This is a genomic window from Streptomyces sp. NPDC026515, from assembly GCF_055567595.1.
In genome coordinates this window covers 24,524-46,981 of the sequence record NZ_JBVHQD010000019.1, presented here as the reverse complement: position 1 = coordinate 46,981, position 22,458 = coordinate 24,524, and the positions used below count along the sequence as shown (strand labels likewise).

The 22,458-nt window shown below is 70.9% G+C and carries 21 protein-coding genes and 3 pseudogenes; 10 read left to right on the top strand and 14 right to left on the bottom strand.

Going from position 1 to position 22,458, the window contains the following annotated elements; translation table 11 throughout:
* Nucleotides 1–27: 27 nt before the first annotated feature.
* The 3 genes and pseudogenes from ACZ4O3_RS33110 (at nt 28) to ACZ4O3_RS33100 (ending at nt 1,725) form a co-directional block, all read left to right on the top strand.
* The gene (locus tag ACZ4O3_RS33110; RefSeq protein WP_467725757.1) at nt 28–888 is read left to right on the top strand and encodes a DUF427 domain-containing protein; all 861 of its coding nucleotides are present in this window, start codon (nt 28–30) and stop codon (nt 886–888) included.
* A 34-nt stretch (nt 889–922) separates the two neighbouring features.
* Nucleotides 923–1,165 (top strand): annotated as a pseudogene (locus ACZ4O3_RS33105) (SDR family NAD(P)-dependent oxidoreductase); the annotation flags it as partial.
* A gap of 89 nt (nt 1,166–1,254) precedes the next feature.
* Complete coding sequence (locus ACZ4O3_RS33100; RefSeq protein WP_467725755.1) at nt 1,255–1,725, top strand: SDR family oxidoreductase; 471 nt, start codon at nt 1,255–1,257, stop codon at nt 1,723–1,725.
* On the opposite strand, the gene ACZ4O3_RS33095 is transcribed toward ACZ4O3_RS33100, so the two are convergent.
* From ACZ4O3_RS33095 to ACZ4O3_RS33075, 5 genes are all read right to left on the bottom strand, one after another.
* Nucleotides 1,697–2,260 (bottom strand): GNAT family N-acetyltransferase, encoded by a 564-nt coding sequence (locus ACZ4O3_RS33095; protein WP_467725753.1) that lies wholly within the window; start codon nt 2,258–2,260, stop codon nt 1,697–1,699. The two genes, ACZ4O3_RS33100 and ACZ4O3_RS33095, sit on opposite strands and share 29 nt — an antisense overlap.
* Before the next feature lie 78 nt (nt 2,261–2,338).
* Nucleotides 2,339–2,815 (bottom strand): MarR family winged helix-turn-helix transcriptional regulator, encoded by a 477-nt coding sequence (locus ACZ4O3_RS33090; protein WP_467725751.1) that lies wholly within the window; start codon nt 2,813–2,815, stop codon nt 2,339–2,341.
* 346 nt (nt 2,816–3,161) lie between these two features.
* Nucleotides 3,162–3,680 carry an allene oxide cyclase barrel-like domain-containing protein gene (locus ACZ4O3_RS33085; protein ID WP_467725749.1) on the bottom strand — a complete coding sequence of 173 codons (519 nt, stop codon included), beginning with the start codon at nt 3,678–3,680 and terminating at the stop codon, nt 3,162–3,164.
* A 371-nt stretch (nt 3,681–4,051) separates the two neighbouring features.
* A complete protein-coding gene (locus ACZ4O3_RS33080) occupies nt 4,052–4,330 on the bottom strand; it encodes a hypothetical protein (protein ID WP_467725747.1) in 279 nt (92 codons plus the stop codon).
* Between the two features lie 124 nt (nt 4,331–4,454).
* Nucleotides 4,455–5,570 carry a GAF domain-containing protein gene (locus tag ACZ4O3_RS33075; RefSeq protein ID WP_467725745.1) on the bottom strand — a complete coding sequence of 372 codons (1,116 nt, stop codon included), beginning with the start codon at nt 5,568–5,570 and terminating at the stop codon, nt 4,455–4,457.
* 198 nt (nt 5,571–5,768) lie between these two features.
* On the opposite strand from ACZ4O3_RS33075, the gene ACZ4O3_RS33070 reads away from it, so the two are divergent.
* The gene (locus ACZ4O3_RS33070; RefSeq protein WP_467725743.1) at nt 5,769–6,800 is read left to right on the top strand and encodes a nitrilase-related carbon-nitrogen hydrolase; all 1,032 of its coding nucleotides are present in this window, start codon (nt 5,769–5,771) and stop codon (nt 6,798–6,800) included.
* 676 nt (nt 6,801–7,476) lie between these two features.
* Here the strand turns inward: ACZ4O3_RS33070 and ACZ4O3_RS33065 are convergent.
* Nucleotides 7,477–7,980 carry a methylated-DNA--[protein]-cysteine S-methyltransferase gene (locus ACZ4O3_RS33065; RefSeq protein WP_467725741.1) on the bottom strand — a complete coding sequence of 168 codons (504 nt, stop codon included), beginning with the start codon at nt 7,978–7,980 and terminating at the stop codon, nt 7,477–7,479.
* A 398-nt stretch (nt 7,981–8,378) separates the two neighbouring features.
* Here ACZ4O3_RS33065 and ACZ4O3_RS33060 point away from each other — a divergent pair, with 398 nt between their 5' ends.
* On the top strand, nt 8,379–9,476 hold the full coding sequence (locus tag ACZ4O3_RS33060) for a ketopantoate reductase family protein (RefSeq protein WP_467725739.1): 1,098 nt from the start codon (nt 8,379–8,381) through the stop codon (nt 9,474–9,476).
* A 69-nt stretch (nt 9,477–9,545) separates the two neighbouring features.
* Here the strand turns inward: ACZ4O3_RS33060 and ACZ4O3_RS33055 are convergent, their stop codons facing one another.
* Complete coding sequence (locus ACZ4O3_RS33055) at nt 9,546–10,214, bottom strand: class I SAM-dependent methyltransferase (RefSeq protein ID WP_467725737.1); 669 nt, start codon at nt 10,212–10,214, stop codon at nt 9,546–9,548.
* Between the two features lie 637 nt (nt 10,215–10,851).
* Here ACZ4O3_RS33055 and ACZ4O3_RS33050 point away from each other — a divergent pair.
* The gene (locus ACZ4O3_RS33050) at nt 10,852–11,106 is read left to right on the top strand and encodes a Smr/MutS family protein (RefSeq protein WP_467725735.1); all 255 of its coding nucleotides are present in this window, start codon (nt 10,852–10,854) and stop codon (nt 11,104–11,106) included.
* Nucleotides 11,107–11,138: 32 nt separating this feature from the next.
* Here ACZ4O3_RS33050 and ACZ4O3_RS33045 read toward each other — a convergent pair whose 3' ends face one another.
* Together ACZ4O3_RS33045 and ACZ4O3_RS33040 are read right to left on the bottom strand one after the other, a co-directional pair.
* Nucleotides 11,139–12,215 (bottom strand): fatty acid desaturase family protein, encoded by a 1,077-nt coding sequence (locus ACZ4O3_RS33045; RefSeq protein WP_362726878.1) that lies wholly within the window; start codon nt 12,213–12,215, stop codon nt 11,139–11,141.
* A gap of 382 nt (nt 12,216–12,597) precedes the next feature.
* Nucleotides 12,598–13,131, bottom strand: coding sequence for a GNAT family N-acetyltransferase (locus ACZ4O3_RS33040; protein WP_362726875.1), 534 nt, complete (start codon nt 13,129–13,131; stop codon nt 12,598–12,600).
* A 104-nt stretch (nt 13,132–13,235) separates the two neighbouring features.
* Here ACZ4O3_RS33040 and ACZ4O3_RS33035 point away from each other — a divergent pair, with 104 nt between their 5' ends.
* A complete protein-coding gene (locus ACZ4O3_RS33035; RefSeq protein ID WP_362726873.1) occupies nt 13,236–13,955 on the top strand; it encodes an SMI1/KNR4 family protein in 720 nt (239 codons plus the stop codon).
* Here the strand turns inward: ACZ4O3_RS33035 and ACZ4O3_RS33030 are convergent, their stop codons facing one another.
* Nucleotides 13,956–14,159 (bottom strand): hypothetical protein, encoded by a 204-nt coding sequence (locus tag ACZ4O3_RS33030; RefSeq protein ID WP_467725889.1) that lies wholly within the window; start codon nt 14,157–14,159, stop codon nt 13,956–13,958.
* Between the two features lie 187 nt (nt 14,160–14,346).
* Nucleotides 14,347–15,159 (bottom strand): annotated as a pseudogene (locus tag ACZ4O3_RS33025) (molybdopterin-dependent oxidoreductase); the annotation flags it as partial.
* A 437-nt stretch (nt 15,160–15,596) separates the two neighbouring features.
* Between ACZ4O3_RS33025 and ACZ4O3_RS33020 the strand changes: the two are divergent.
* On the top strand, nt 15,597–16,562 hold the full coding sequence (locus ACZ4O3_RS33020; RefSeq protein ID WP_467725733.1) for an LLM class F420-dependent oxidoreductase: 966 nt from the start codon (nt 15,597–15,599) through the stop codon (nt 16,560–16,562).
* Between the two features lie 17 nt (nt 16,563–16,579).
* A complete protein-coding gene (locus ACZ4O3_RS33015; RefSeq protein ID WP_362720876.1) occupies nt 16,580–17,251 on the top strand; it encodes an HAD family hydrolase in 672 nt (223 codons plus the stop codon).
* Nucleotides 17,252–17,625: 374 nt separating this feature from the next.
* Here ACZ4O3_RS33015 and ACZ4O3_RS33010 read toward each other — a convergent pair whose 3' ends face one another.
* Nucleotides 17,626–17,952 carry a plasmid stabilization protein gene (locus tag ACZ4O3_RS33010; RefSeq protein WP_384994327.1) on the bottom strand — a complete coding sequence of 109 codons (327 nt, stop codon included), beginning with the start codon at nt 17,950–17,952 and terminating at the stop codon, nt 17,626–17,628.
* Nucleotides 17,953–18,110: 158 nt separating this feature from the next.
* Here ACZ4O3_RS33010 and ACZ4O3_RS33005 point away from each other — a divergent pair.
* Nucleotides 18,111–18,613, top strand: a pseudogene (locus ACZ4O3_RS33005) (Ppx/GppA phosphatase family protein); the annotation flags it as partial.
* A 1,028-nt stretch (nt 18,614–19,641) separates the two neighbouring features.
* On the opposite strand, the gene ACZ4O3_RS33000 reads toward ACZ4O3_RS33005, so the two are convergent.
* Nucleotides 19,642–21,444, bottom strand: a complete 1,803-nt coding sequence (locus tag ACZ4O3_RS33000) for a thiamine pyrophosphate-requiring protein (RefSeq protein ID WP_467725731.1) — start codon at nt 21,442–21,444, stop codon at nt 19,642–19,644.
* Between the two features lie 414 nt (nt 21,445–21,858).
* Nucleotides 21,859–22,422, bottom strand: a complete 564-nt coding sequence (locus ACZ4O3_RS32995) for a cysteine hydrolase family protein (RefSeq protein WP_467725882.1) — start codon at nt 22,420–22,422, stop codon at nt 21,859–21,861.
* Between the last annotated feature and the right edge of the window lie 36 nt (nt 22,423–22,458).

The following is a 22,458-nucleotide window of genomic DNA, read 5'->3' as shown; positions in this document are numbered from 1 at the left end:
CACCCCGGCACCCGGAAGGAAAGCTTCATGGGACTGTCCTGGCAACAAGGCCCCCTCTCCACCGGCGCGATCGGACACTTCCTCACTCCCGAACCACTGCCCGAGCGCCTGCTGTTCGCCGAGCGGCTGCGCCGCCGTATGCGCGTGAAGTTCAACGGCACCTGGATCGCCGACAGCGAGGACGTCGTCCTGCTGCACGAGCCCGGCCGTTACCCGGTCGCCTACTTCCCCCGCGAGGACGTCGAGGAGACGGCCCTGGTCGACGGCGGGAAGGTCACCCGCCACCAGGACCTGGGCGACACCGCCTGGTACTCGGTGAGCGCCGGCGACCGCACCACCGAGCGCGCCGCCTGGGAATTCACCGCACTGCCCGAGCACGCCGCCGAGCTCGACGGTCGTATCGCGTTCGCCTGGCGCGCCATGGACGCGTTCTACGAGGAGGGCGAACGCATCCTCGGGCACGCCGCCGACGCCTACCACCGCATCGACATCCGCGCGACCTCGCGCACGCTGGAGGTCCGTGCCGGCGGCACCCTGGTCGCCCGCTCCGAACACCCCGTCGTGCTCTACGAGTCCGGGTTCGCCCCGCGCTGGTACGTTCCCCGCGCGGACGTCGACGAGACCATGCTCCGGCCCGTCGAAGGCCAGACCTTCTGCCCCTACAAGGGCCTGTGCGACTACTACGACATCGGCGACGCCCACCGCGCCGCCTGGACGTACCGCGACGCCTACCGCGAGGTGGACCGGATCGGCGACCTGGTGTCCTTCGAGGCGGACAAGGTCGAGGTCCGCCTGGACGGCGAACGGCTGCGACCCGAACCCGGGCAGAGCGTCGTCGCGCACGGCGCCGACCGCGGCCTGGACGCCGACGAGGTCAGAACCCGCTGACAGCACACCGGCAACGGACGAACGAGGAGTTCTCGTGTCCACGAACCTGAAGGACAAGACCGTTCTGGTGGTGGGCCGCGGCAGCGGAATCGCCCGAGCGGTGAGCGACGCGGCGACGGCGGAGGGCGCCCGGGTGATCGCGGCCGGCCGCGACCGTGCGGCACTGCGGGGGAGTTACGGGGACACCGGGGTCGCGGTCGCCACCGTCGACCTGACCGACGAGGGATCGATCAAGGCCCTGGCGGCGCAGGTGGGCGCCGTGGACCATGTGGTCTCGACCGCCTCCGCCCGGGCCCGCGGACTGGTCTTTGACCTCGCTCCCGAGGCGATCCTGCTGTCGTTCCGCACCAAGGTCGTCGGCCGATCATGCTCGCCAAGCACTTCGCGCCCCTCATGCCGGCAGGCGGCTCCTTCGTCCTGCTCTCCGGTGTGGCCGCGCTCGAACCCGACCCGGGCTTTCTCGGTGTCGCCGCGACCAACGGTGCCGTCAACACCGTCGTACGGTCCCTGGCCGTGGAACTGGCACCGATCCGGGTCAACGCGGTCTCGCCCGGCACCATCGACACCGGTGCATGGGATCCGCTGGGCGAGCGGAAGAAGGCCGAACTGTTCGCCAGGCTCTCCGCGGGCAACCCCACGGGCCGCATCGGCACCCCCGAGGACGTGGCCCACGCCGTCCTCTTCGCCCTGACGAACACCTTCCTGACCGGCACCTGCCTGGCCGTCGACGGCGGCCAGCCCCTCAGGGTGGCCACGGGCACACGACCCGCAGGCCGGGCGGCACCACGCCCTGCCGCCCCGCGACCGGCTACTGCTGCTCCCACTGCTCCTTGGTGATCTCGTACCGCACGCCACCGTGCTCGGATCCCTCGACCATCTCCATGTCGGGGGGAGTGGGAATGGTCTCCGCGAGCGTCATGGCGAGCTTCTCCATGACGTTGCGCGAACCCCGGTTCACCACCATCGTCTCGCCCCAGACCACGCGCACGTCGAGATCCGTGAACGCCTTGACCAGCAGAGCCCGCGAGCCTTCGGTGGCGTACCCCTTGCCCCAGGCCGCCTGCCTCAGGCGGTAGCCGAGTTCGGCCTCGTCCGGCGGTCCCTGCGGCTCGGGGCGCAGGCAGAACCAGCCGATGAACGCGCCGCTCTGCTTCTCGTGCGCGGCGAACAGCCCAAGACCGCCGCCCCACTTCCGGTAGCCGGCGATGATGTTGGGCAGGTGGCGTTCGCGGACGATCTCCGGGGCGGTCGGACTGCCCCCGGTCAGATAGCGCATCACCGCGGCGTCGCTGTCCAACTCGATCAGCAGGTCCGCGTCCTCGGCGGTGAAGCGGCGCAGGGTCAGGCGCTCGGTCTCCAGGTAAGTGTCCACAGAGTGGATCATGCCTAGCCGTCGCGGCCGGTTCAACGGCTTTGTTCGGTGCGGGCGGAGGACGGCGGGTGGCGCGTCTCACTCGGCCCAGGGCGTGAAGCCGGTCTGAAGGACGGCTTGGAGGAAGCCGCGCAGCTGGGCCGCCTCCCCGGGCCCGAAGCGCTCCTCGAACTGGGCCTGCACCTCCTGCCACAGCGGCAGGGCCTGCTTCAGCCGGGAGACACCGTCCGGTGTGATCGTCACGATCCGCGCGCGACGGTCGGTCGCCGACGGTTCGACGGTCAGCAGGCCCTCCCGCGCCAGCGGCTTGAGGTTCGAGGCCATCGTCGTACGGTCCATGGCGATCACGTCGGCGAGGTGGGAGATCGTCATCTCCCCGTGCGCGCTGAGTTTCTGCAGGATGCTGAGCTGTGTCGCGCGAAGACCGACCGATGCCAGAGCCTTGTCGTAGGTCGCGCTCAGATACCGGGCGGCCTTGCGCAGAGCCAGGTTGTTGCAGGCGTCGGAGGGATCCACCGGTGACATGCCCATGATCTCCTCCCGAGTGCTGTACACCCATCATAAGAGCATATGCGCGCACCGCAAAGTCCGGGCCGGCCCTGACCCGTGGAGTCCCCTGTGAACGGCTTGGGCTGCTAAGCGGTATTCCCGGGTGTCGGGTTCATCTCGTACGCCGAGTTGTCCTGGCGAAGCTTCGAATCCGCTACCGACGCCGTGCAGGTCGGGCAGCGCAGGACGGTACGTCCGGTGAGCAGCGGCTCGCCGGCGTCGTGCCGGCGCCGGTAGGAGCCGTCGTTGATGTAGTGCGCCCGGTGCAGGCGTTCCAGGGCGTGCCGGAACGCGTCCGCGTCTGCGCCCGGCGGCGCGGCGCAGGCCGTGGTGTCGCGCCGCCGGCGGGTGGTCAGTCGCTGAGGTGGAAGGTGAGGTGGCGCTCCGTGGTGCCCGCGGGTGCGGTGTGGACGTAGCCTCCGGTGCCGCTGTAGGCGCCCGAGCCGCCGGTGACGGCGACGTCGACGGCGGAGCGGGACGGCAAGTGGAGCAGAGCCTGTCCGCTGATCTGTCCCTGGGGCAGGGAGAAGGTGCCGAGGCACTGGAGGGTGTCCGGGCCGATGTGTACGTAGGTGCACACGACGGCGTGGTCGCCGATCTTCTTTTCGTTCCGGTAGAGGTCTTCGGCGATGACGATCTGGTCGCCGAGGCTGTGCCCCTTCTTCCCTGCGTCTGCCGACTGGGACTGCGTCTGTCTGGCGACCAGCTGGAAGGTGCCGGCGCTCTGGTGCGCCTGGTGTATCTGGTGCGCATGGTGTGCTCGGTGTGCCTGGTGCGTGTCTTCGGCGGCGGCCGACGCCGGCGGGGTGCTGACGAGGACGGCCGCGGCCGCGGCGGCCGGGATGAGGGGACGGAGACTGATCTTGCGCATGGTGCGCTTCCTTACGGGATTGTCGGACGGGTGCCGCCGCCTGGCGGCGGTCGGCGGGGAGGCGGGCGGGGCTGTCGCGGTCGGCGGCGAACGCGCCCGCTGCCGGTCCGTTCCGGGCCTGGGCGCGGGGGCTGCTTCACGACACCGAGGTTCGTGCCCGGGAGCCGGCTGTCGGGTACGCGGTTCGGATCGCCCATCAGTCCGCGCGCCTCGGTCTGTGCGTGCGGGTGCCGATGCGCGCGGGTGCGGCCGAGGTGGCGGTGGCTCGCGCAGGTCATCGCGAACGGGTGGGCGAAATCCCTGGTGGGACGGTTGACCAGGGGGAAGTGGCCGTTGGTCGCGGTGGCGGCCGAGTCGGCGGTGTCGACGATTCATACGGTCCTGCCGGGGCGCGGGCGGATGGCCTCCGCCGGGTCGGCGCCGCCGGCGCGGTGCAGGACCGTCGGCCGGCCGGTCCGGGCCATGGTCCTGTGCACGGTCTCCGCGAATCGCGGGTCGCGCGAGGTACCGAGCTTCTTGCTGGAGGTGCCGATGCGGTGGGAGCCGCACCGTGCTGTCACCGCGCTCGCGGAGAGCGTTCCCGTGCCGGTGACGCCGCCGGCCAGGGCCACCGTGACCGCGGCGGCGAACACCGTGTTCTTGAAGGTCATGGGAAGCGGCTCGCTTTCTTGAGATCCGGCCGCGGGCGAGAATGAAAGGAGCATATGCTCGTATTTTCGGAACGGTCAAGTGTGGCGATTCGGATGCTCTTGTCCGCGGAGGCGCCGACCGGTGTCACTGACCCGGCTCTTCGCTACGCGGGTGGGCGCTGGTCGTCGATGGGAGATCCGTGGAGGAGGCGACGGTCACTCCGTCGGCGGACCGACGGGCACCTCCACGGAGACCGTCTTGCCGCGGCCGTTGGGGGAGCTGTTCCATGATCCGGACAGGGCCTCGACGATGAGCAGTCCCCGGCCGTGCTCGGCCTCCGTGTTCTCCTCGTCCCGCAGCGCCGCCGACCGCCTGCCGCCCGCCGGGGCAGAACAGCGGGCGTCCGAGGAAGGTCTCGGCCGCGGGTGTCCGCGCGTCCGGCCCGGTCCCGTGGAGATCGCGGACCGGATCGGCGGAGGCACCGCTGTGGCCCAGGACCCACAGACGGCCCTCGTCGGCCGAGGCCTGCACCACGGCCCGGGCCCGGAAGGGGGTCGTGACGCAGTGGCGGGCCGCCGCGAGGATGTCGTCCTCGGCCATGGCCTGGTTCAGCAGACCGGCGAGCCGCCGCACCGGGTGCATCAGGCTGGTGCCCGCGGAGCCGGCGACGACCGGCCCCCGTCCCGGCGTGCGGGCGGTGGTGTCGGCGTGGGAGCCGAAGGACACCGGCGTCGGTGTGGCCCCGGCCGTGAGTGCGCCCTCGGACTCGGCGAGCCGGGCGAGGACGCGGGCCAGTTCCTCCCCGATGCGCTGGAGTTCCGTGTGCTCCGCCGGTCGGTAAGTGCCGTAGGTCTCCGGTCTGAGCACGGTCAGGGCGCCGAAGCGCCGGCCCGCGGCGGAGAGCGGGACGGACAGGGCCGCGTACGGGTACGGCGCCACATGCCGCCGACGGGTACCGGCCGGATCGGGATCGGTCGCCACCGGCCGGTTTCCCCGGGACCACTGCTCGTGCGGAGACGTACGGCGAGTCCAGGGCCACGCGTCCGGGAAGGGTGAACCGGGACGGGGGCTGCCCCCGGTCGTCGCGATGTCGAGGGCGGCGGCATCCTCGTCCGCCAGACGGACCGCCGCCGTCACGGCGTGCAGCCGCCGGATCGCCCGGAGGAGAGTGCCGCGCAGGGCCACGGCGGCATCCGGGCACTGATTCCGCTCCGACCCGTCTGCGCCGCGGTGTCCACCGGCTTCGCTGCTGGGCGCCACGGAAAGCAGCTCCTTCCGGGGGAGTGCAGAAGGATTCACGGCCTGGCTCTCATCGGTGGAACGCGGGATCCACGAGACCGCCGTCACCTCGGCACCCGACGGGAAGCCTTGCCGCTCCGCCATATATGAGCATATGCTCGTATTGTTGCTTCGAGGAGGAAGCCACTCGCCCCCCGTACCCACCCAAGGAATCTAGACATGACCGTAAAAGTTGCCGCAGTCCAGATCAGCCCCGTGCTCTACAGCCGCGCAGGCACCGTCGGGCGCGTCGTCAACAAGATCCACGAACTGGGGGAGCGAGGGGTGGAGTTCGCGGTCTTCCCGGAGACCGTGATCCCGTACTACCCGTACTTCGGCTTCGTGAAGGCGCCGTACACCATCCACGAGGACCAGCTTCTGCTGCTCGACGAGTCGGTCACCGTGCCCTCCGCCGACACCGACGCGATAGGTGAGGCAGCCCGCCAGAACAGCATGGTCGTCTCGATCGGCGTCAACGAGCGCGACGGCGGCACCATCTACAACACCCAGCTCCTGTTCGACGCCGACGGCGCGCTCGTCCAGCGCCGCCGCAAGATCACGCCGACCTACCACGAGAAGATGATCTGGGGCCAGGGCGACGCCTCCGGCCTGCGCGCCGTGGACACCGCCGTCGGCCGCATCGGCCAGCTCGCCTGCTGGGAGCACTACCAGCCGCTGGCCCGCTACGCCCTGATCGCCGACGGCGAGCAGATCCACGCCGCGATGTTCCCGGGCGGTCTGGGCGGCGAGAACTTCGCCCCGCAGATGGAGGTCGCCATCAGACAGCACGCGCTGGAGTCGGCGTCCTTCGTGGTCAACGCGACCGCCTGGCTCGACGAGGATCAGAAGGCCCGGCTCGCCGCGGACACCGGCGCTCCCGTCGCGCTGTTCTCCCAGGGCTTCTACACCGCCGTCGTCGACCCGGAGGGCCGGATCGTCGGAGAGCCCGTCACGCACGGCGAGGGCGAGGTGATCGCCGACATCGACTTCACGATGATCGACCGGCGCAAGCGCATGGCGGACACGATCGGCCACTACGCCCGCCCCGAGCTCCTCAGCCTGCACATCGACCGCACGCCGACCGCGCCGCTGCACGAGCGCGTCACGCGGACCCAGGCCCAGGCCCCCCGTGTCGAGACCGACCCGTCGACCGACACACCGGTGAACCACCGTGTCGTGCGACTGCCGGGAGACGCCGCTGTGAAGTCCTGACCTCGCGCCGCCGGCGGCGCGAGGTCAGGACTTCACCCGGACCGGCGAGACGCGATCCCGCGCCCGGGGCACGGACTCGCGTCTCGTCGGACCGTCCGTGCGAACTGTGGGCGGGGGAGGGGGACTCCGCTGCGGGCCGCCCGTCAGGCGAGCTGTTCCCGGAACCGTGCGGCGGCGCTCGCCTTGGTCGAACTGCTTGTGCCGCCGTCGATGCTCGCACCGCGCAGCCCGTGCAGGGTGTCGGGCCGGCGATCACCCAGGCGTCGGGGGTTTCGGCGGTCAGCCGGGTCGCCGGGCGCAGCCACGAGGCGGCCGTCTCCGGCCAGTCCGCGACGGTGAGCACCCGGCTGCCGCGAGCCGCCCACGCGGCCGCGAACGCGAGCGCCGCATTCCGGCAGGCGGCGCGGCCGTGTCCGATCGCCACCGTCTCTGTCCAGGACCTCGGCCCGGTCAACAGCCCGACGACTGTGGTGAGTTCGGCCTCGGTGTGCGGCTGGGGTACGGGCAGGTCGCCCGCGTGGGCGGCGAGGTCGGCCGCGCTGATGACGGGCGAACGGGAGGTGTCATCCCGCTGGGTGAGGGAGTTCACGGCCTGGCGGACGCTTTCGAGGCCGGGGAACCGCTGCTCGGACGCCGTTGTCTCCCGGGGCGCGAACTGGCTTCGCGGGGAGCGGTGTCAGAGGAGGGTCGGCTGCAGGGCGCCCTCGTGGGTGAGGAGGCGTACCTTGCGGTCGACGCCCGCCGCGTAGCCGCGCATCGAGCCGTCCGCACCGATGACACGGTGGCAGGGACGCACCAGCAGCAGCGGGTTCGCGCCGATCGCCGCGCCGAGTGCCTGGATTCGTACGCGCTCCAGGCGGAGTCGCTCGGCGAGCGCGCCGTATGTCGTCGTGGTGCCGTACGGGATCTCCTCCAGAGCGCGCCAGACACGCCGCTGGAAGTCCGTGCCGTTGGGGGCGAACGGGATGTCGAACCGGGTGAGTTCGCCCGCGAAGTACGCCTCCACCTGACGGATGATGTCCGCGAACGGCTCCTTGTCCTGGCGCGAGCCGGGCTGGACGGCCGGGACGTCCTTCTGGCCGGGCATGGACAGCGAGGCCAGGGCGAGCCCGTCGCCGGTGTCCTCACCTGTCAGGAGCAGGTCGCCCAGCGGGCTGGTGATCGTCGTGCAGGTGGTCATCGTCGCCTCCATCTCGTCAGCGTTCGTGTCACCTTCGACTCTGCTGTCCGGCGAGCACCGGTGCTGGCGGGATCCGGACGTGACGACGCGGGAGTACGACGCTGATCGGCAGGCGCATCCAGCGGTGGTGCCACCCCGGACACGGCCAGGTCGGCGACGAACGCGTCAGCCACCGCCACGGGTACCGCGGTATCACACGCCCGAGTGGCGGCCTGCCCGGGAGGGGCCCGGGAGAGCGCTACGTGCGCAGGAGACGCGCTCCCGGGTGCGACACACGAAGCAGGTGGACACCTGAGCACTCAGGAGGACGTGCTTCGGCGCCGCCGGGATCGGTGACATCGTCCCTCACGAGTCGCGAGCCGCGACGACCGTCTCCGTCATACGAGAAAGCGATCACGATGCACACCACTCCCGGAGCCTCCGAGGTCTCCCGCAGCGACCTGGGCACGTCGGACGTGCCGGAATCCGGCGGCACGCGCTACATCATCGTCGGAGCGGGGGCGATCGGCGGAACCATCGGGGCGCGCCTGGCCGAGGCCGGGCATGAGGTGGTCCTCGTCGCTCGGGGCGCGCACCACGCCGTGATGAAGGCCGAGGGGCTGCGCCTGCGGGCTCCGGACGGCGAACGCGTCCATCGACTCCCTGTCGTCGAAGGCCCGGGCGCGCTGGGCGTGTTGCGAACGGACGACGTACTCGTGCTGACGGTCAAGACGCAGGACTGCGAGGCCGCACTGGACACCTGGGGCGCCGCGCCGGTGGCGGGCGGCGGCACTGCTGCGGAGCGGCTGCCTGTGGTGTGCGCGCAGAACGGCGTCGAGAGTCAGCGGATCGCCCTGCGCCGCTTCCGCCGTGTGTACGGCGTGTGCGTCTGGCTGCCCTCCACCTTCGTCGAACCGGGGGTGGTCTCCGCGCCCGGCGCTCCGCTCAGCGGCATTCTGCACCTCGGGCGCTTTCCCCGCGGTGTCGATGACACCGTCCGCCGGATCGCCGCCGATCTGGAGACCGCCCGCTTCGAGGCCCCGGCGGTTGCCGACGTGGCGCGCTGGCAGTACGCCAAGCTGCTCGGCAACCTCGCCAACGCGATCAACGCCTTGAGCTGGCCGATCGCCGGGGAGGAGGCCGGGCGTCTGTACGAACGGGTGCGCGCGGAGGGCGAGTCGGTCCTCAGGACCGCCGGGATCCCCCACGTGAGCGAGCGAGAACAGCGGGAGGCGCGCGGCGACAAGGTGCGTTCGGCAGGAGGGGGCGGTGGCTCCTCCTGGCAGTCCCTCACCCGTGGCACGGGCACGATCGAGGCCGACTACCTCAACGGCGAGATCGTCCTGTTGGGGCGGTTGTACGGCGTCCCGACCCCGCTCAACGAGCTGCTGCAACGACTGGCCACCACGTTCGCACGTGAGCGGCGGCCGGCCGGGGCGGTGCCGGAGGCGGAACTCGTGCGACTGGCGCACGAGGCCGAGGCGGCTGTCCGCTCCCCGAGCGGGCTGACTGGATGAGGTGACCTGTGCACCCGGACCAGATGCCGTGTCCGCCGCAGCATCCGAACCCTCTCGGGCGTCCGGTCCTCAGGCGGGGCGCTGGGCCATGACGACCAGACCCGGCCCGCTTAACTCACCTGCCGGGAGACGCAGTTCGGCGACGGGGCGCAGTCCGGCCTGCTCGATCAGGGCGACGAACCGTTCCGGCCGCCATTTGTGCGTCGTCCAGCGGACGGACACACCTCCGTAGGCCTCCGTGCGCACCACGTCCTCGTCGCCGACGTGCGTTCCGGTGATGAGGTGGCCGCCCGGCTTCAGAGCCCGCGCGAACAGGGCGAAGACCTGAGGAAGGACGTCGCGCGGGAGGTTGAACAGTGACCACCACCCGAGTACGCCGCCGAGGGAGGCTTCTTCGAGGCTGAGTTCGGTGGCGGAGGCGACGCTGAAGCGGCAGTGCGGATACAGACGGCGGGCGTTCTCGATCATGCCGGGCGAGAGATCGACCCCGGAGACGTCGAGTCCGCGTTCGGCGAGGTAGGCGGTCACCGTTCCGGGCCCGCAGCCGACGTCGAGGACGGGCCCGAGCCCGCTCACGGTGTCGGCGAAGGCGTCGACCGATGCCTTCAGCCAGGGATCGCGACGGATGTCGCCCATTCCCGTCGTCGCCACCATCTCGGCGTAGTTGTCGGCCACCCGGTCGTAGGACTCACGGACAACGTCGAGATCGGCCGGCCGGTCAACTTGGTGTGAGCGCATCGGCCAACCATAGGGCGACGAGCCGGCACACCTCGACCCGGGGGACACCGAACCAGGGCCCGACATCGGCGACTTGGAAGGTGAGGGCCAAGGCACGCGTGCTGATGTCCCCCGTGGTCCATGTCGTCTGAGACGGGTGACCACCCCGGGAGCGCCGGGTTCCAGGCTTTCCTGGACGTTGACGGGCTGCAGTCGCAGGTCGTCGATCCGCATTTGCTGGGAGATGAGCAGAGCTGACTGCGCGACGAGCGCGACGGTGAGTACTGAGCCGAGCACGAGGGGGCGCGGCGGACTGCGCAGCGCTTCAGTCACGCTTCTCGCGGCAATCCACACATTATGGGGCGGGGAAGCGTAGAGGATGAAAAGGGGGTGGAGGTGGAATTGTGCGTCGGGTGTCTTTCCCGGGTCGGCCTCGAACGCCGGATTCCGCCGATCACCGCACACGGGACGGCGCCGGGGCGGCCCTTTTCACGACCGCACTGTCAGGGGTCATCTCGATCGACGGATCGAGGCGGGAGGGGGACGAGCGTGCCGTGCCGCTTCCGCCGTCCCGGACCGCGGTGCTCGGACCGTCAGGCTGCCTGGAGCCGCATACTTGGACCGCGTGGTCACAGGCGGCGGCAGCGGGAGGTAGCACGTGCTGACATTGGATCTGCATCCGGTCTTCCGGAACAACCGCGACATCGAACTCTCGCTGCGGCAGATCGTCTTCCAGGCGAAACACACGGGGGAGCCCGTCGTGCAGATCATTCACGGAAAGGGTTCCGGGCAGCTCAGAGGGCGCGTCCTGGCATTCCTCGGCCAGAAGCACATCAGACGTCTGTACGACAGATTGGAAATCGACACGGCCAACACCGGCCGGATCCTGGTCCATTTCGCCCCCCGCTCCTGAACCCCGTTCCGCCGCGGTTCGGCCGCGCTCTGTCAGGACGCCTTTTGCTGCTCTCTGATGGGTGCCCCTACCCGGTGCAGGTGTGTGAGCGCCTCGCGGTAGGACTGCAGCAGCCCCGTCTCGTGGTAGGGCACGCCGATCTCCTGGCAGTACGCGCGTACGACGACCTGGGCCCGCCGCAGATGAGGAGAGGGCATGCTGGGGAACAGATGGTGCTCGATCTGGTAGTTGAGCCCGCCGAGCATCAGGTCGGTGACCCGGCCACCGCGCACGTTCCGGGAGGTGAGGACCTGGCGACGCAGGAAGTCGGGCCGGTCGTCACCGGTGAAGGTGGGCATGCCCTTGTGGTTGGGGGCGAAGGCGCTGCCGAGATAGACACCGAAAAGGCACTGGTGCACGGCGAGGAACGCCATCGCCTTGCCGGGGGAGAGCACCAGGAACAGCGCGGACAGGTAACCCGCCAGGTGCAGGAGGAGCAGGCACCCCTCGAGCCGACGGCTCTTCATGGACGGCGAGAGCAGCGCCCGTACGCTCGACACATGCAGGTTGAAGCCTTCCAGCGTCAGCAGCGGGAAGAACAGGAACGCCTGGTGACCGCCGATGAATCGGGCCAGACCGTTGCTGTTGCGGGCCTGCTCGGTGGACCACACCAGGATGTCGGGAGCGACATCGGGGTCGAGTTCCTCGTGGTTGGGGTTGGCATGGTGACGGGTGTGCTTGTTCATCCACCAGCCGTAGCTCATGCCGATGCCGAGGTTGCCGAAGAGCCGGCCCCAGACAGCGCTCGTGCGCTGCTGCCGGAAGACCTGCCGGTGTGCCAGGTCGTGCGCCACCAGCGCGATCTGGCCGAAGACCAGGGCCATCGAAGCGGCGACCGCCAACTGCCACCAGGTGTCGCCCAGCGCGACGAAGACCGCCCAACCCGCCGCCATCAGCGCGGTCACCACAGTGAGCCGTACCGTGTAGTAACCCTTGCGCCGCCGCAGCAGACCTGCCTCGCTGATGCGCTGGGACAGCCGCGCGAAGTCGCTGCCGCCGTGGGGGCGTTGTCTGCGGGGACGCACGGCGGCCGATGCGGTCGCCACCGAGGCGTGGGTGGAAGTCGTCATGCGGTCGAGTCTCGCTACGGCCGTCACACCGCGACAGCCTGTCAGCCCCAGACCCGCTGGGGGGCCGAGCCCCCACCGCCCCATGGGGCTGTCCCCACCCCCACACCTGCTGAACTGGTCCTTTCCCGGGCGGTCAGACCGGTTCGCTCACTTGGCGGTGATCACCACCACACTTCCCACGGCCGCCCCGTCGGCCGGACGGGGCGGCCGGTTCACGCGGCACCGCGAAAGCCCGGATCGGCACCGCCGCCACGAGTTGCCCGGGTGGCGGTCCGCATTCGGACTTCACCCTGAAGCCGTCTGAAGGCTCGCGCAGTATCAATGCGCGGGGCCGCCGTCGAAAGCGGCGGTTCCCCCCGCGTCGGTCGACGGCTCGGGGCGCTTACGCCTGGAACTCGGTGAGATCGATGGCGTGGACGCGCAGCGGGTAGCCGTGCACCGGGTGCACCGTCTCTCGCTCCAGGGCCATGCCGAGCTTGCGGATGACGCTCTCGGAGGCGTTGTCTCCGGCTCGGACGATGCTGACGACCCGGTCCAGTCCGCGATCCTGGAGGGCGAACTCCAGGGTGGCGTGGGCGGCTTCGGACGCGTACCCCTGCCCCCAGAACGGTGTGCCGAACTGCCAGCTGATCGCCACGGCGGGCAGTACCTCCGGCAGGTACCAGGGCACGGACAGGCCGGTGACGCCGGCCAGCTCACCCGAAGCCAGCAACTCCACGGCGAAGAGCCCGAAGCCTTCCTCGTCCCACTCCTCCTCCCACAGTTCCATGGCTTCTGCCGTGCGGTCGAGGTCGCGTACCGATCCGTCGTCGATCCAGCGCATGACCCGCGGGTCCGCGTTGATGTCCGCCATGGGCGCGAGGTCATCGTCTTGCCAGCGACGGAGCAGGAGGCGGGGTGTACGGATCTCGGTCATGGCGCTCATCCTGCCGAAGGCGACGGGCTCAGCGGTAATCGGTGGCCCTGGGAGTGAAAGGGGTGACGGCGGGATTGTCGCGGGCGGCGGTTAGGGTCTGCGCCATGACACAGATGTTCGATGTTCGTAGGGGCCTGGAACAGGCGCGCGCGGACCGTGCGGGCGCGTGGCGGTTCGTCCGCGACTTCGCGTGTGCGTGGGTCGAGCCGCTCACCGACGGCGACGGCTTCACCGAGGAGGACCTCGGAGCAGCGGAGAAACGTCTCGGCGTGGGTCTGCCGACCGCCCTCGGCGAGATGTACCGGCTGCTCGGGCGGCGCCAGGACCTGACGAGCAACCACGATCGTCTGCTGCGGCCGGACGAGCTCTACATCGATGCCCGCGGCGAAGCGCTCGTCTTCCGGGAGGAGAACCAGGGCGCCTGCTCCTGGGGTGTGCTGCTCGGGGATCTGGGCCGGGCCGATCCGGGAGTTCATGTGCTGCTGGACCTCGCCGACCGGCAGGCACAGCAGTGGGAGACGTTCATGGAACGCGTGTCGTGGATGGCCGTCGAGATGGTACTCGCGGAGTCCCTGCACGCACCGCAGCACCTGAGCGACTTCCTCTACGAGCCCGACCCCGAAACCCCGCGGATCATCGAAGAGAGCTGCGAGCAGCTGCCGTTTCCGGTCTATGCGGCCGGAGGTTACGAGGGCACCCGCTGGTTCCTCGGCGCGGACGCGCTGCTGCGGGACGAGGAGGGCTGCGTGCTTGCGCGGGCTCGGACCGAGGAAGCACTGGAAGCGGTCCGGACCCTGCTCCCGGGGGACTGGCTCGACGAGTAGTCACCGCGTGTCGTGTGCGGCGGGGGCGGGCTGGTGACCTTCCCCGGATGCCGCGGTGGCCGCGCGATGGGGTGCGACCGTGTACTGCGGGTCCTCGGCCGAGGCGACTCCGGCCGCGAAGATGCCGAAGCGGGTGCAGGCCGAGCCCGCGAGGAGGGCGAGGCCCGCGAGGGCAGCCGCCGGGCGGCTGCGGTGGCCGAACACCAGAGCGGTGGCCGCGCCGGAAGCGGTGAGCAGACGCGCGGTGCGCAGCAGGGTTCCGGCGCGGCCCTGGCGGTTCCGCGACCATGCCGAGCCGGCGCTCGGCCGCCCGGTTGGCGGCTTCGTCGGCGCCGGCCGCGAGCACCGCGGCGGCGCGTGCGGGTACCGAGTCGTGCACCGGGCCGAGGAGCAGGATCGCGCCGAGGAACGCGATGTCGCTGCCGGCCCGGATCGGCACGTGCAGGTCGGCCGGCGCGCTGGTGCGGGTGAAGCGCGGGTCGACACGGATGATCCGGGCGCCGCGCGCCTTCGCCTCCATCACCCACTGGAAGCCGACCGGGTGGGCCTTGGCGAGGTTGGAGCCCTGGATGACGATGCGGTCGGCGTGCTGGAGGTCCTGCATGAAGGTGGTGGCACCGCCCCGCCCGAAGGAGGTACCGAGCCCGGCGACCGTGGAGCTGTGGCAGACCCGGGCCTGGTTCTCCACCTGGACCACACCGAGGCCGGTCAGCAGCCTCTTGATGAGGTAGTTCTCCTCGGCGATGCCGAGGGTACGCGCGGTGCGCATCCCCTCGGACTCCCACTCCCAGGTACGGCGCCGCGTCTCGATCACCCGGTCGGCCACCATGTCCATGGAGGTCTCCAGGTCGAGCGGCTCCCGGTCGGTGGCATAGGGCCGCCGGTACAGCACCTCGTGGCGACGGGCCGGTCCTGTGGGTAGCTGGAGCGTGGCCGACCCCTTGGGGCACAGGCGCCCGCGGCTGATCGGCGAGTCCGGATCGCCCTCGATCGGCACGACGGCGTCGTCCTTGACGTAGACCTGCTGCCCGCAGCCCACCGCGCAGTAGGGGCACATCGAGCGCACGACCCGGTCGGCGGTCTTCGGGCGTGGTTCGAGGTGTCCGGTGCGCGCCGGCATGGCGGCGCGGCCCCGGCCCAGCGGGTCGGATCCGGTGAGCTGACGGAACGCGGGCCGGTCACTGATCCACGTGCGCACACCCAGGGTGCGTCCTTTCGGCGGCCGGAACGCCCGGCAGCGATGGTGGGTGTCATGTCCGGACTGACCCACCGGGATGGATGCCGCGCGCGGGGCGTCGGCCGGGCGGTCCGCCGGATGCGGGCCGCCCGGCCCTCTTCCCGTCGGGCAGGGCCCTGCTCGCAGGGCCGCACCTCTCCGCTCCGCGGTTCTCGGGATCCTTCGGGTGCCGGTCACCCACGTTGCTGTCCCTCTCGCCCCTGGGCGCCGTTGCGGCCTCGGGTAACCGTCGGCGGGATGCCCGAGCAAGACGGTCGGCGGCCGCCCTTCGCCCCGCCGGGGCAGTAGCACAGACCTCGCCGAACGCCCGCACGGTGTCGAGCGTCGCCGGACGGGGTACCCGGGTCCGACACCGGCCCTGGCGAGGGCACCCCTGCGAGAACCCCTGCGAGGAGATGAGCGGCATGGTGCGGATCGGATACACGATGATGACCGAGCAGGCGGGCCCGCGGCAGCTGGTCGGCCATGTGGTGGGCGCCGAACGGGCCGGGTTCGACTTCTCCGTCACGTCCGACCACTACTTTCCCTGGCTGGAGTCACAGGGGCACGCCTCCTACGCGTGGAGTGTGCTGGGTGCCGCCGCGCAGGCCACCGAGCGCATTCCCCTGATGACGTACGTGACGTGCCCGACGACCCGGTATCACCCGGCGGTCGTCGCCCAGAAGGCCGCCACGATGCAGCTTCTCTCCCAGGGACGGTTCCGGCTGGGGCTCGGCTCCGGGGAGAACCTCAACGAGCACGTGACGGGCGGGGGCTGGCCCGCCGCTCACGTCCGGCTGGAGAAACTGGAGGAGGCCGTGGAGATCATCCGCGCGCTCTTGGCGGGGGAGAACGTCAACTACCACGGTGCCCATTTCGACGTGGAGAACGCCACGTTGTGGGACCTGCCCGACGCGCCTCCGCCGATAGGCGTCGCCGTCTCCGGCGACCGTTCCTGCGAACTCGCCGGTCATCTGGCCGATCTGCTGATCGCCACGGAGCCCCGCCCGGAGTTGATCTCCGCTTTCGACCGGCACGGCGGCGCCGGCAAGGCCAAGGTCGGTCAGCTGCCGATCTGCTACGACACCGACCGCGACGCGGCGGTCGCCCGCGCCCATGAGCAGTTCCGCTGGTTCGGCGGCGGCTGGCCGGTCAACTCCGAACTGCCCGGACCCGCCGCCTTCGAGGCGGCCACCCAGTTCGTACGGCCCGGGGACGTGGCCGACTCCATTCCCTGCGGCGACGACGTGCAGGCGGTCGTCGAGGCCGTCCGTCCCTATGCCGAGGCAGGGTTCACCGAGGTCGCGCTCGTCCAGATCGGCGGCGACCATCAGGAGCCGTACCTGGAGTGGGCCGAGCACAAGCTGCTGCCCGCACTCCGGGCACTGTGACGGGGCGGGCGTCCGAGATGAGCACGCAACGCGCCGCGATCTTCGACATCGACGGAACACTCGTCGACACCAGTCACCTGCACGTGGTCACCTGGTGGGAGGCGTTCCGGCAGGCGGGCCATCACGTTCCCATGCGGGAGATCCACCGGGCCGTGGGCCTCAGCGGCGGCGACCTGCTGGAGCACCTGCTCGGCGACGACCGCGATCCCGACGAGGACGGGCAGCTCAGCGCGGCGCACCACACCCTGTACGCCACGTACTTCGAGCGGCTGCCCGTACTCGACTCGGCGGGCGACCTGTTGCGGGCGCTGGCGGGACGCGGCTGGGAGATCGTCCTGGCGACCTCGGCGAGCGGCGCGGAACTCGCCGCGTTGCGAAGCGCGATCGACGCGGACGACGTCATCCTCGGGTTCACCAGCGCGGACGACGTCTCCGAGGGCAAGCCCGCCCCCGATCCCGTCCAGCAGGCCAGGGAGATCGCCGGCGTGCCGAGCGAACGCGCGGTGTTCGTCGGCGACAGTGTCTGGGACATGAAGGCGGCCGCGAGGGACGCGGTGACCGCGGTGGGGGTGCTGTCCGGCGGGATCCCGCGCGCGGACCTGGAGGCTGCCGGTGCCCACGTCGTGTACCGGGATCCGGCCGACCTCCTTGCCCACCTGGACACCAGCGTCTTCGCCGACAAGGAGTGACGGCCGCGGGAACGGACGGTCAGCCGGCGCTCGGTACGGAGTCGCCGCCGGTGTCACTCCGAAGCGGGCGTATTCCAGGGTGCGGATCGTGACGTGGACGGCGGCCGCCATGTCGGCGACGGTGATCGGCTGGTCGGTGTGGTCGTCGATGTAGGCGACGGCCCGTCTCAGCGTGGCGGGGTGGGCGTCGCCGCGATCCTGTGCCGTGGGGTCGGTCTGGGCGGTGTTGGGGAAGGCCGGGCGGTCGCGTCACGAGGCCGACATCCTGCCCGGAGGACCGGCCGGCCGCCAGGCTCCTCGCCGCCGGGCGCGGGGAGTCACGGCGCTGCGGACGCGGGACGCCGTGACTCCCCAGGTCGCGTGAGAACGCCTGCTCACCGCCCGAGGGCGTTCTGCAACTGCTTCTTCGTCATCGACGAGCGGCCCTCGATGTTGCGCTTCTTGGCCTCCTCGTACAGCTGGTCCCTGGTGGGTCCCTCCGCGCCGCTGTGGGAGCGCTGACCGCCGCGCTGGTACGCCGACTTCGGGTCGCGGGTGGAGGTCTTGCTCGCGGTCTTCGACTCGCCCGACCTGGCCCGCTCCTTGTTGACCGTGCGTGCCGCGATCTCCTCGGCCCGCTTCGTCGACTCACCGCGCTCCTCGGCACTGTCCTTGATGTGTTCGTACTGGCGCTCGCGCTTGGCGTTCGATCCAGCCGGCATGGCATCTCACCTTGACTTCCGTGGGTCTCGTACAGGTCTGTCCGCCGTCCGACGAGTTCCCCGCAGGGCAGGACGGAAGCACCACAGTCCACCTGTTTCCGTTCGCTCTGGTCCGCCGGTATCGGTTCCGGGGCGCGGGGTGGGCGGCGGCGACGAGGATGAGCGTGGTGGACGCCGGATCGAACACCGTTCGTCTGGTGGTCGCCGAGCCGCGGGACGGCGTACCCCTGCCGGTGCACACCGCGAAGTGGAGGATGCGTCTTTCCCAGCAGGTCGCGGCGGTCGGCCGGCTCGGCGAGGCGGCCACCGAGGAACTGGTCGAGGCGCTGGACGCGGCCGGCCGCGGCGGCCGGGTTGGGGTGCCCCGGATCCGCCGGCATTCCCCACCGCCGTCGTACGCGACGCACCGGACCGGATCGACGTACTGCGCACGGTGCGCGCCCGCTCGGGTGTACGCCCGTGTGTGCTGTCCGGCGTGCTGTCCGGCGTACTGGAAGCCGGGCTCACCTTCCTCGGGGTGCGGCGGTGGATGGGCTGGCGGTCGGGTCCGCTCGCGCTGTTCGACATCGGCGGCTCCCTCGAAGTCGCCTTCGGCCGGGGTCGGATGCCGGAGTTCGTGGCCTCCCTGCCCCTCGGGGCCAACAGGCTGACCAACGAGTTCTTCCCCGACGCCGACGCCGACGCCGACGCCGACGCCGACGCCGACGCCGACCCGCCGACCGACCCCGGCCACCGGGACACCGAGGCCACGGCCCCGCTGCGCCATCCTGCTGGCGAACATCGCCGGTCTGCACCGTGCCCATTTCCTGGACCTGCTCAGTGTCGACACCGCGGCGCTGCCCTGAGCGTCCTGACCTCCGCGAGGAGAACGTTTTCGTCCAGCCGGTCACAGCGGGTCACGGGTGACCTCCCGTGCGGTGCCGGACACCGATCGCGGCCGGGTGGCGAACGAGGGCGGCCTGCCGGGAATGGGGGTGGGCGCGGTCGTCGAAGGAGCCGTGTGCGCCGTGGCCGGAGGGCGGCGGGTTGTCGGCCGGGACGACGGTTGTCCGGGCCCGCCGGGCGGGGGCCGTCGGTCTGCTGGGAGTCGAAGTCGGGCGGGCCAGGTGGCGGTCGAGGACCGCGGGGACCAGGCGGCGGGCATCTGGACCACGGTGATACGCACGTTGCTGCGGCGTCCCGGTCCCGAGGCACCATGCGGGCGAGGGCCGTCCGGGTGCCGTTGCCGAATCCGCGGTGGTCGACGGCGGTGACCCGCTCGTGCTCGTCGGCGGTGATCGCGGTCAAGCGCGCGAACACACCGGTGAAGAAGCAGTTGCTCCAGACGCCGATGGGGCCGAGGGCCTCCTCGGCCGTGCCTTGGCGTCCCACAGCGCGAGGTCGCCGAGATCGCCTGCGCCGAGATCCCCGGCAGACCGCCGCCGTCTTCGTCACCGGCCTGCCCGCCCTGGACGTGCCGCGCGCCGACGAGGCCGTGCACCGTGCGGTGCGCAACGCCGAACTGGTCGTCGGCGACCTGCGCGGCCGCTGCCGGAGCGTAGGAGTGATCGAGGCCGGTGACGTTTCCGTGGCGGACGGTGACCAGGACGAGGGTGGTGCTGTCCCAGGTCGGGGTGGCGTCCGCCGCGGGCGCGTCCGGCGGGACGGTCTGGACCGAGGTCTCCACCCGCTCGACGACCGGCCGGTCGGTCACCGTCGCCCGGTCTCGTGCCGGTGCGGCAGGAACTCCTGCACCTTGGCCTTGAAGCCCTGCCGGACCATGGCGAGCCGGTCGCTGTCGCCCTTGAGGACGGCGGAGGCCGCGGCCTCGATCTGGTCGAGGGCGGCGTGCGGCGGGATCGGCGGTACGGCGGGATCGGTGACGAAGTCGAGGACACACGGCCGGTCGGCGGCGAGCGCGGCCTCCCAGGCGCCGGCCACCCCGTCGGGTTCCTCGATCCGCAGGCCGTCCAGACCCAGTGAGCGGGCGAAGTCGGCGTAGCGGACGTCGGGGAGGGACTGCGAGGGCAGGAACTGCGGGGCGCCCTCCATCGCGCGCATCTCCCAGGTCACCTGGTTGAGGTCCCGGTTGTTGAGGACGGCCACGATCAGCCGCGGGTCCTCCCACTCCTGCCAGTACTTGGCGATGGTGATGAGCTCGGCCATGCCGTTCATCTGCATCGCGCCATCCCCGACCAGGGCGATCGCGGGCCGGTCGCCGTGCGCGAACTTGGCGCCGATGGCGTATGGCACGCCCGGCCCCATGGTGGCCAGCGTCCCCGACAGCGAACCGCGCATCCCCTCACGCAGCTTCAGGTGCCGGGCGTACCAGTTGGCCGCCGAACCCGAGTCGGCGGAGAGGATGACGTTGTCGGGGAGCAGCCCGTTGAGGGCGTGGGTGACGTACTCCGGGTTGATGGGATCGGCGTCGACCGCGGCCCGCCGCTGCATGACCTCCCACCAGTCCTTGACGTTGTTCTCGATCTTCGTGCGCCAGGAGGGGTCCTCCATCTGGTCCAGCAGGGGCAGCAGCCGGCGCAGCGTCCGGGCCGCGTCGCCGACCAGGTTGACCTCGAAGGGGTAGCGCAGTCCGACCATGTGCGGGTCGATGTCCACCTGCACGGCACGCGCCTTGCCGAACTCGGGGAGGAACTGCGTGTAGGGGAAGGAGGATCCGATCACCAGCAGGGTGTCGCACTCACGCATCAGCTCGTAGGACGGCCGGGTGCCCAGCAGTCCGATCGAGCCGGTGACGTACGGCAGGTCGTCGTCGAGGGCGTCCTTGCCCAGCAGTGCCTTGGCGATCCCGGCGCCGAGCCGGTCCGCGACCTGGCGCACCTCCGCCCGGGCACCGCGCGCTCCTTGTCCGATCAGGATGGCCGTCTTGCCGCCCGAGTTGAGCACGTCCGCGGCCCGCCGCAGGTCGTCGTCGTCCGGGACCGTCGTGTAGTGCGGCGTGCCGAGGCTGGAGGGCACCATCTTGAAGGCGTGCCCGGGCGGCGAGTAGTCGAGTTCCTGGACGTCGGCCGGGATGATCACGGCGGTCGGAGCACGGCGGGCCATGGCGGTGCGCAGCGCCCGGTCCAGCACGTTCGGAAGCTGTTCGGGGACGGTGACCATCTCGCAGAAGTCCGAGGCGACGTCCTTGTAGAGGCTCAGCAGGTCGACCTCCTGCTGATAGGAGCCGCCCATGGCGCTGCGGTTGGTCTGCCCCACGATGGCGACCACCGGGACGTGGTCGAGCTTGGCGTCGTAGAGGCCGTTGAGGAGATGGATGGCGCCGGGCCCGGAGGTGGCGGCGCAGACGCCGACACGGCCGGAGAACTTGGCGTAGCCGACGGCCTCGAACGCGGACATCTCCTCGTGGCGGGACTGGATGAACCGGGGCTTGTCGCCGGCCCGTCCCCAGGCGGCGAGCAGGCCGTTGATGCCGTCACCCGGGTAGGCGAAGACATACTCCACGTCCCACTCGCGCAACCGTTGGAGGAGATGGTCGGAGACCTTCGTCGACATGGCCGAGAACCTTTCGTGGAAGGGGAATGCACGTCATGCGCGGCGCAGCCGACGCACCGCCGCCAGAGCGGCTGCGGCCGTGAGGGCGCCGACGGCGCGGTGGCCGCCCAACGGGCGGGGTCGGAAGCGGCGGCCGGTCGGACGCCCGACTCGCCGGTTTTCATGAACACTTCGTGGTGGCCGCGTTCGAAACCGGAGATGCCGGCCAGACGGCAGCAGCCCTCGTCGAGGGCATCCGCGTCGATGCGGACGCGCTCCCTGAGCGTACGGTCGGCCTCGAACTCCATGATCGTGTGCTGGTGGCAGCGCGGTCGAGGGACGGACGTGACGGTCTGGCGGCATCGAAGCGGACCCCGGCGCCGGTGCCGGCCCGCAGGGCCGCCACCAGGTCGCCGGGGGCGGGGACGCCTGGGCTCATGGGCGGTCTCCGGTCTCGTGAGGGTCCCTGTCGGGTACCGCCTGCCGGGTACCCAGGAAATCCACTTCACGCGCCGCCATGACGCGGGCGCCCATGTTGCGTTCCATCATCTCCAGCGCGGCTTCACCGAGCCTGGGATGGATGGAGGCCACGGCGTCGCGGGGCACCGTGACATCGAGGTGCCGGATGTGCGCGTCCAGGGCGGAGTACAGGACGCACTGCTCGGTCACCTGGCCGCACAGCACCAGATGACCGACGCCGAGCCGCCACAGCAGGTACGCCATGGGCGTCTCGTAGAAGACGGAATGGCGGGCCTTCACCACGAACAGCGAGTCGTCGTCGGGCAGCACCGGCTCCACCAGGGCGGCGTGCGGCAGAGCCAGCGCCTTGTCGAGCAGCTCGCCGTGGTGGGAGCGCCACAGCCCGAAGTTGTCGTTCCCGTAGATGACGGGCACGTCCGCCTTCCGGGCCTCGCCGATCAGGTCCGCGACGGCCTGGACGATCCGGCCGACGGCGGGCACGAGCAACTCGGCGTCCTCGTGGTCGTACGTGTTGATCATGTCGATGACGACGAGTGCGGTGCCCTCGGCCTCGGT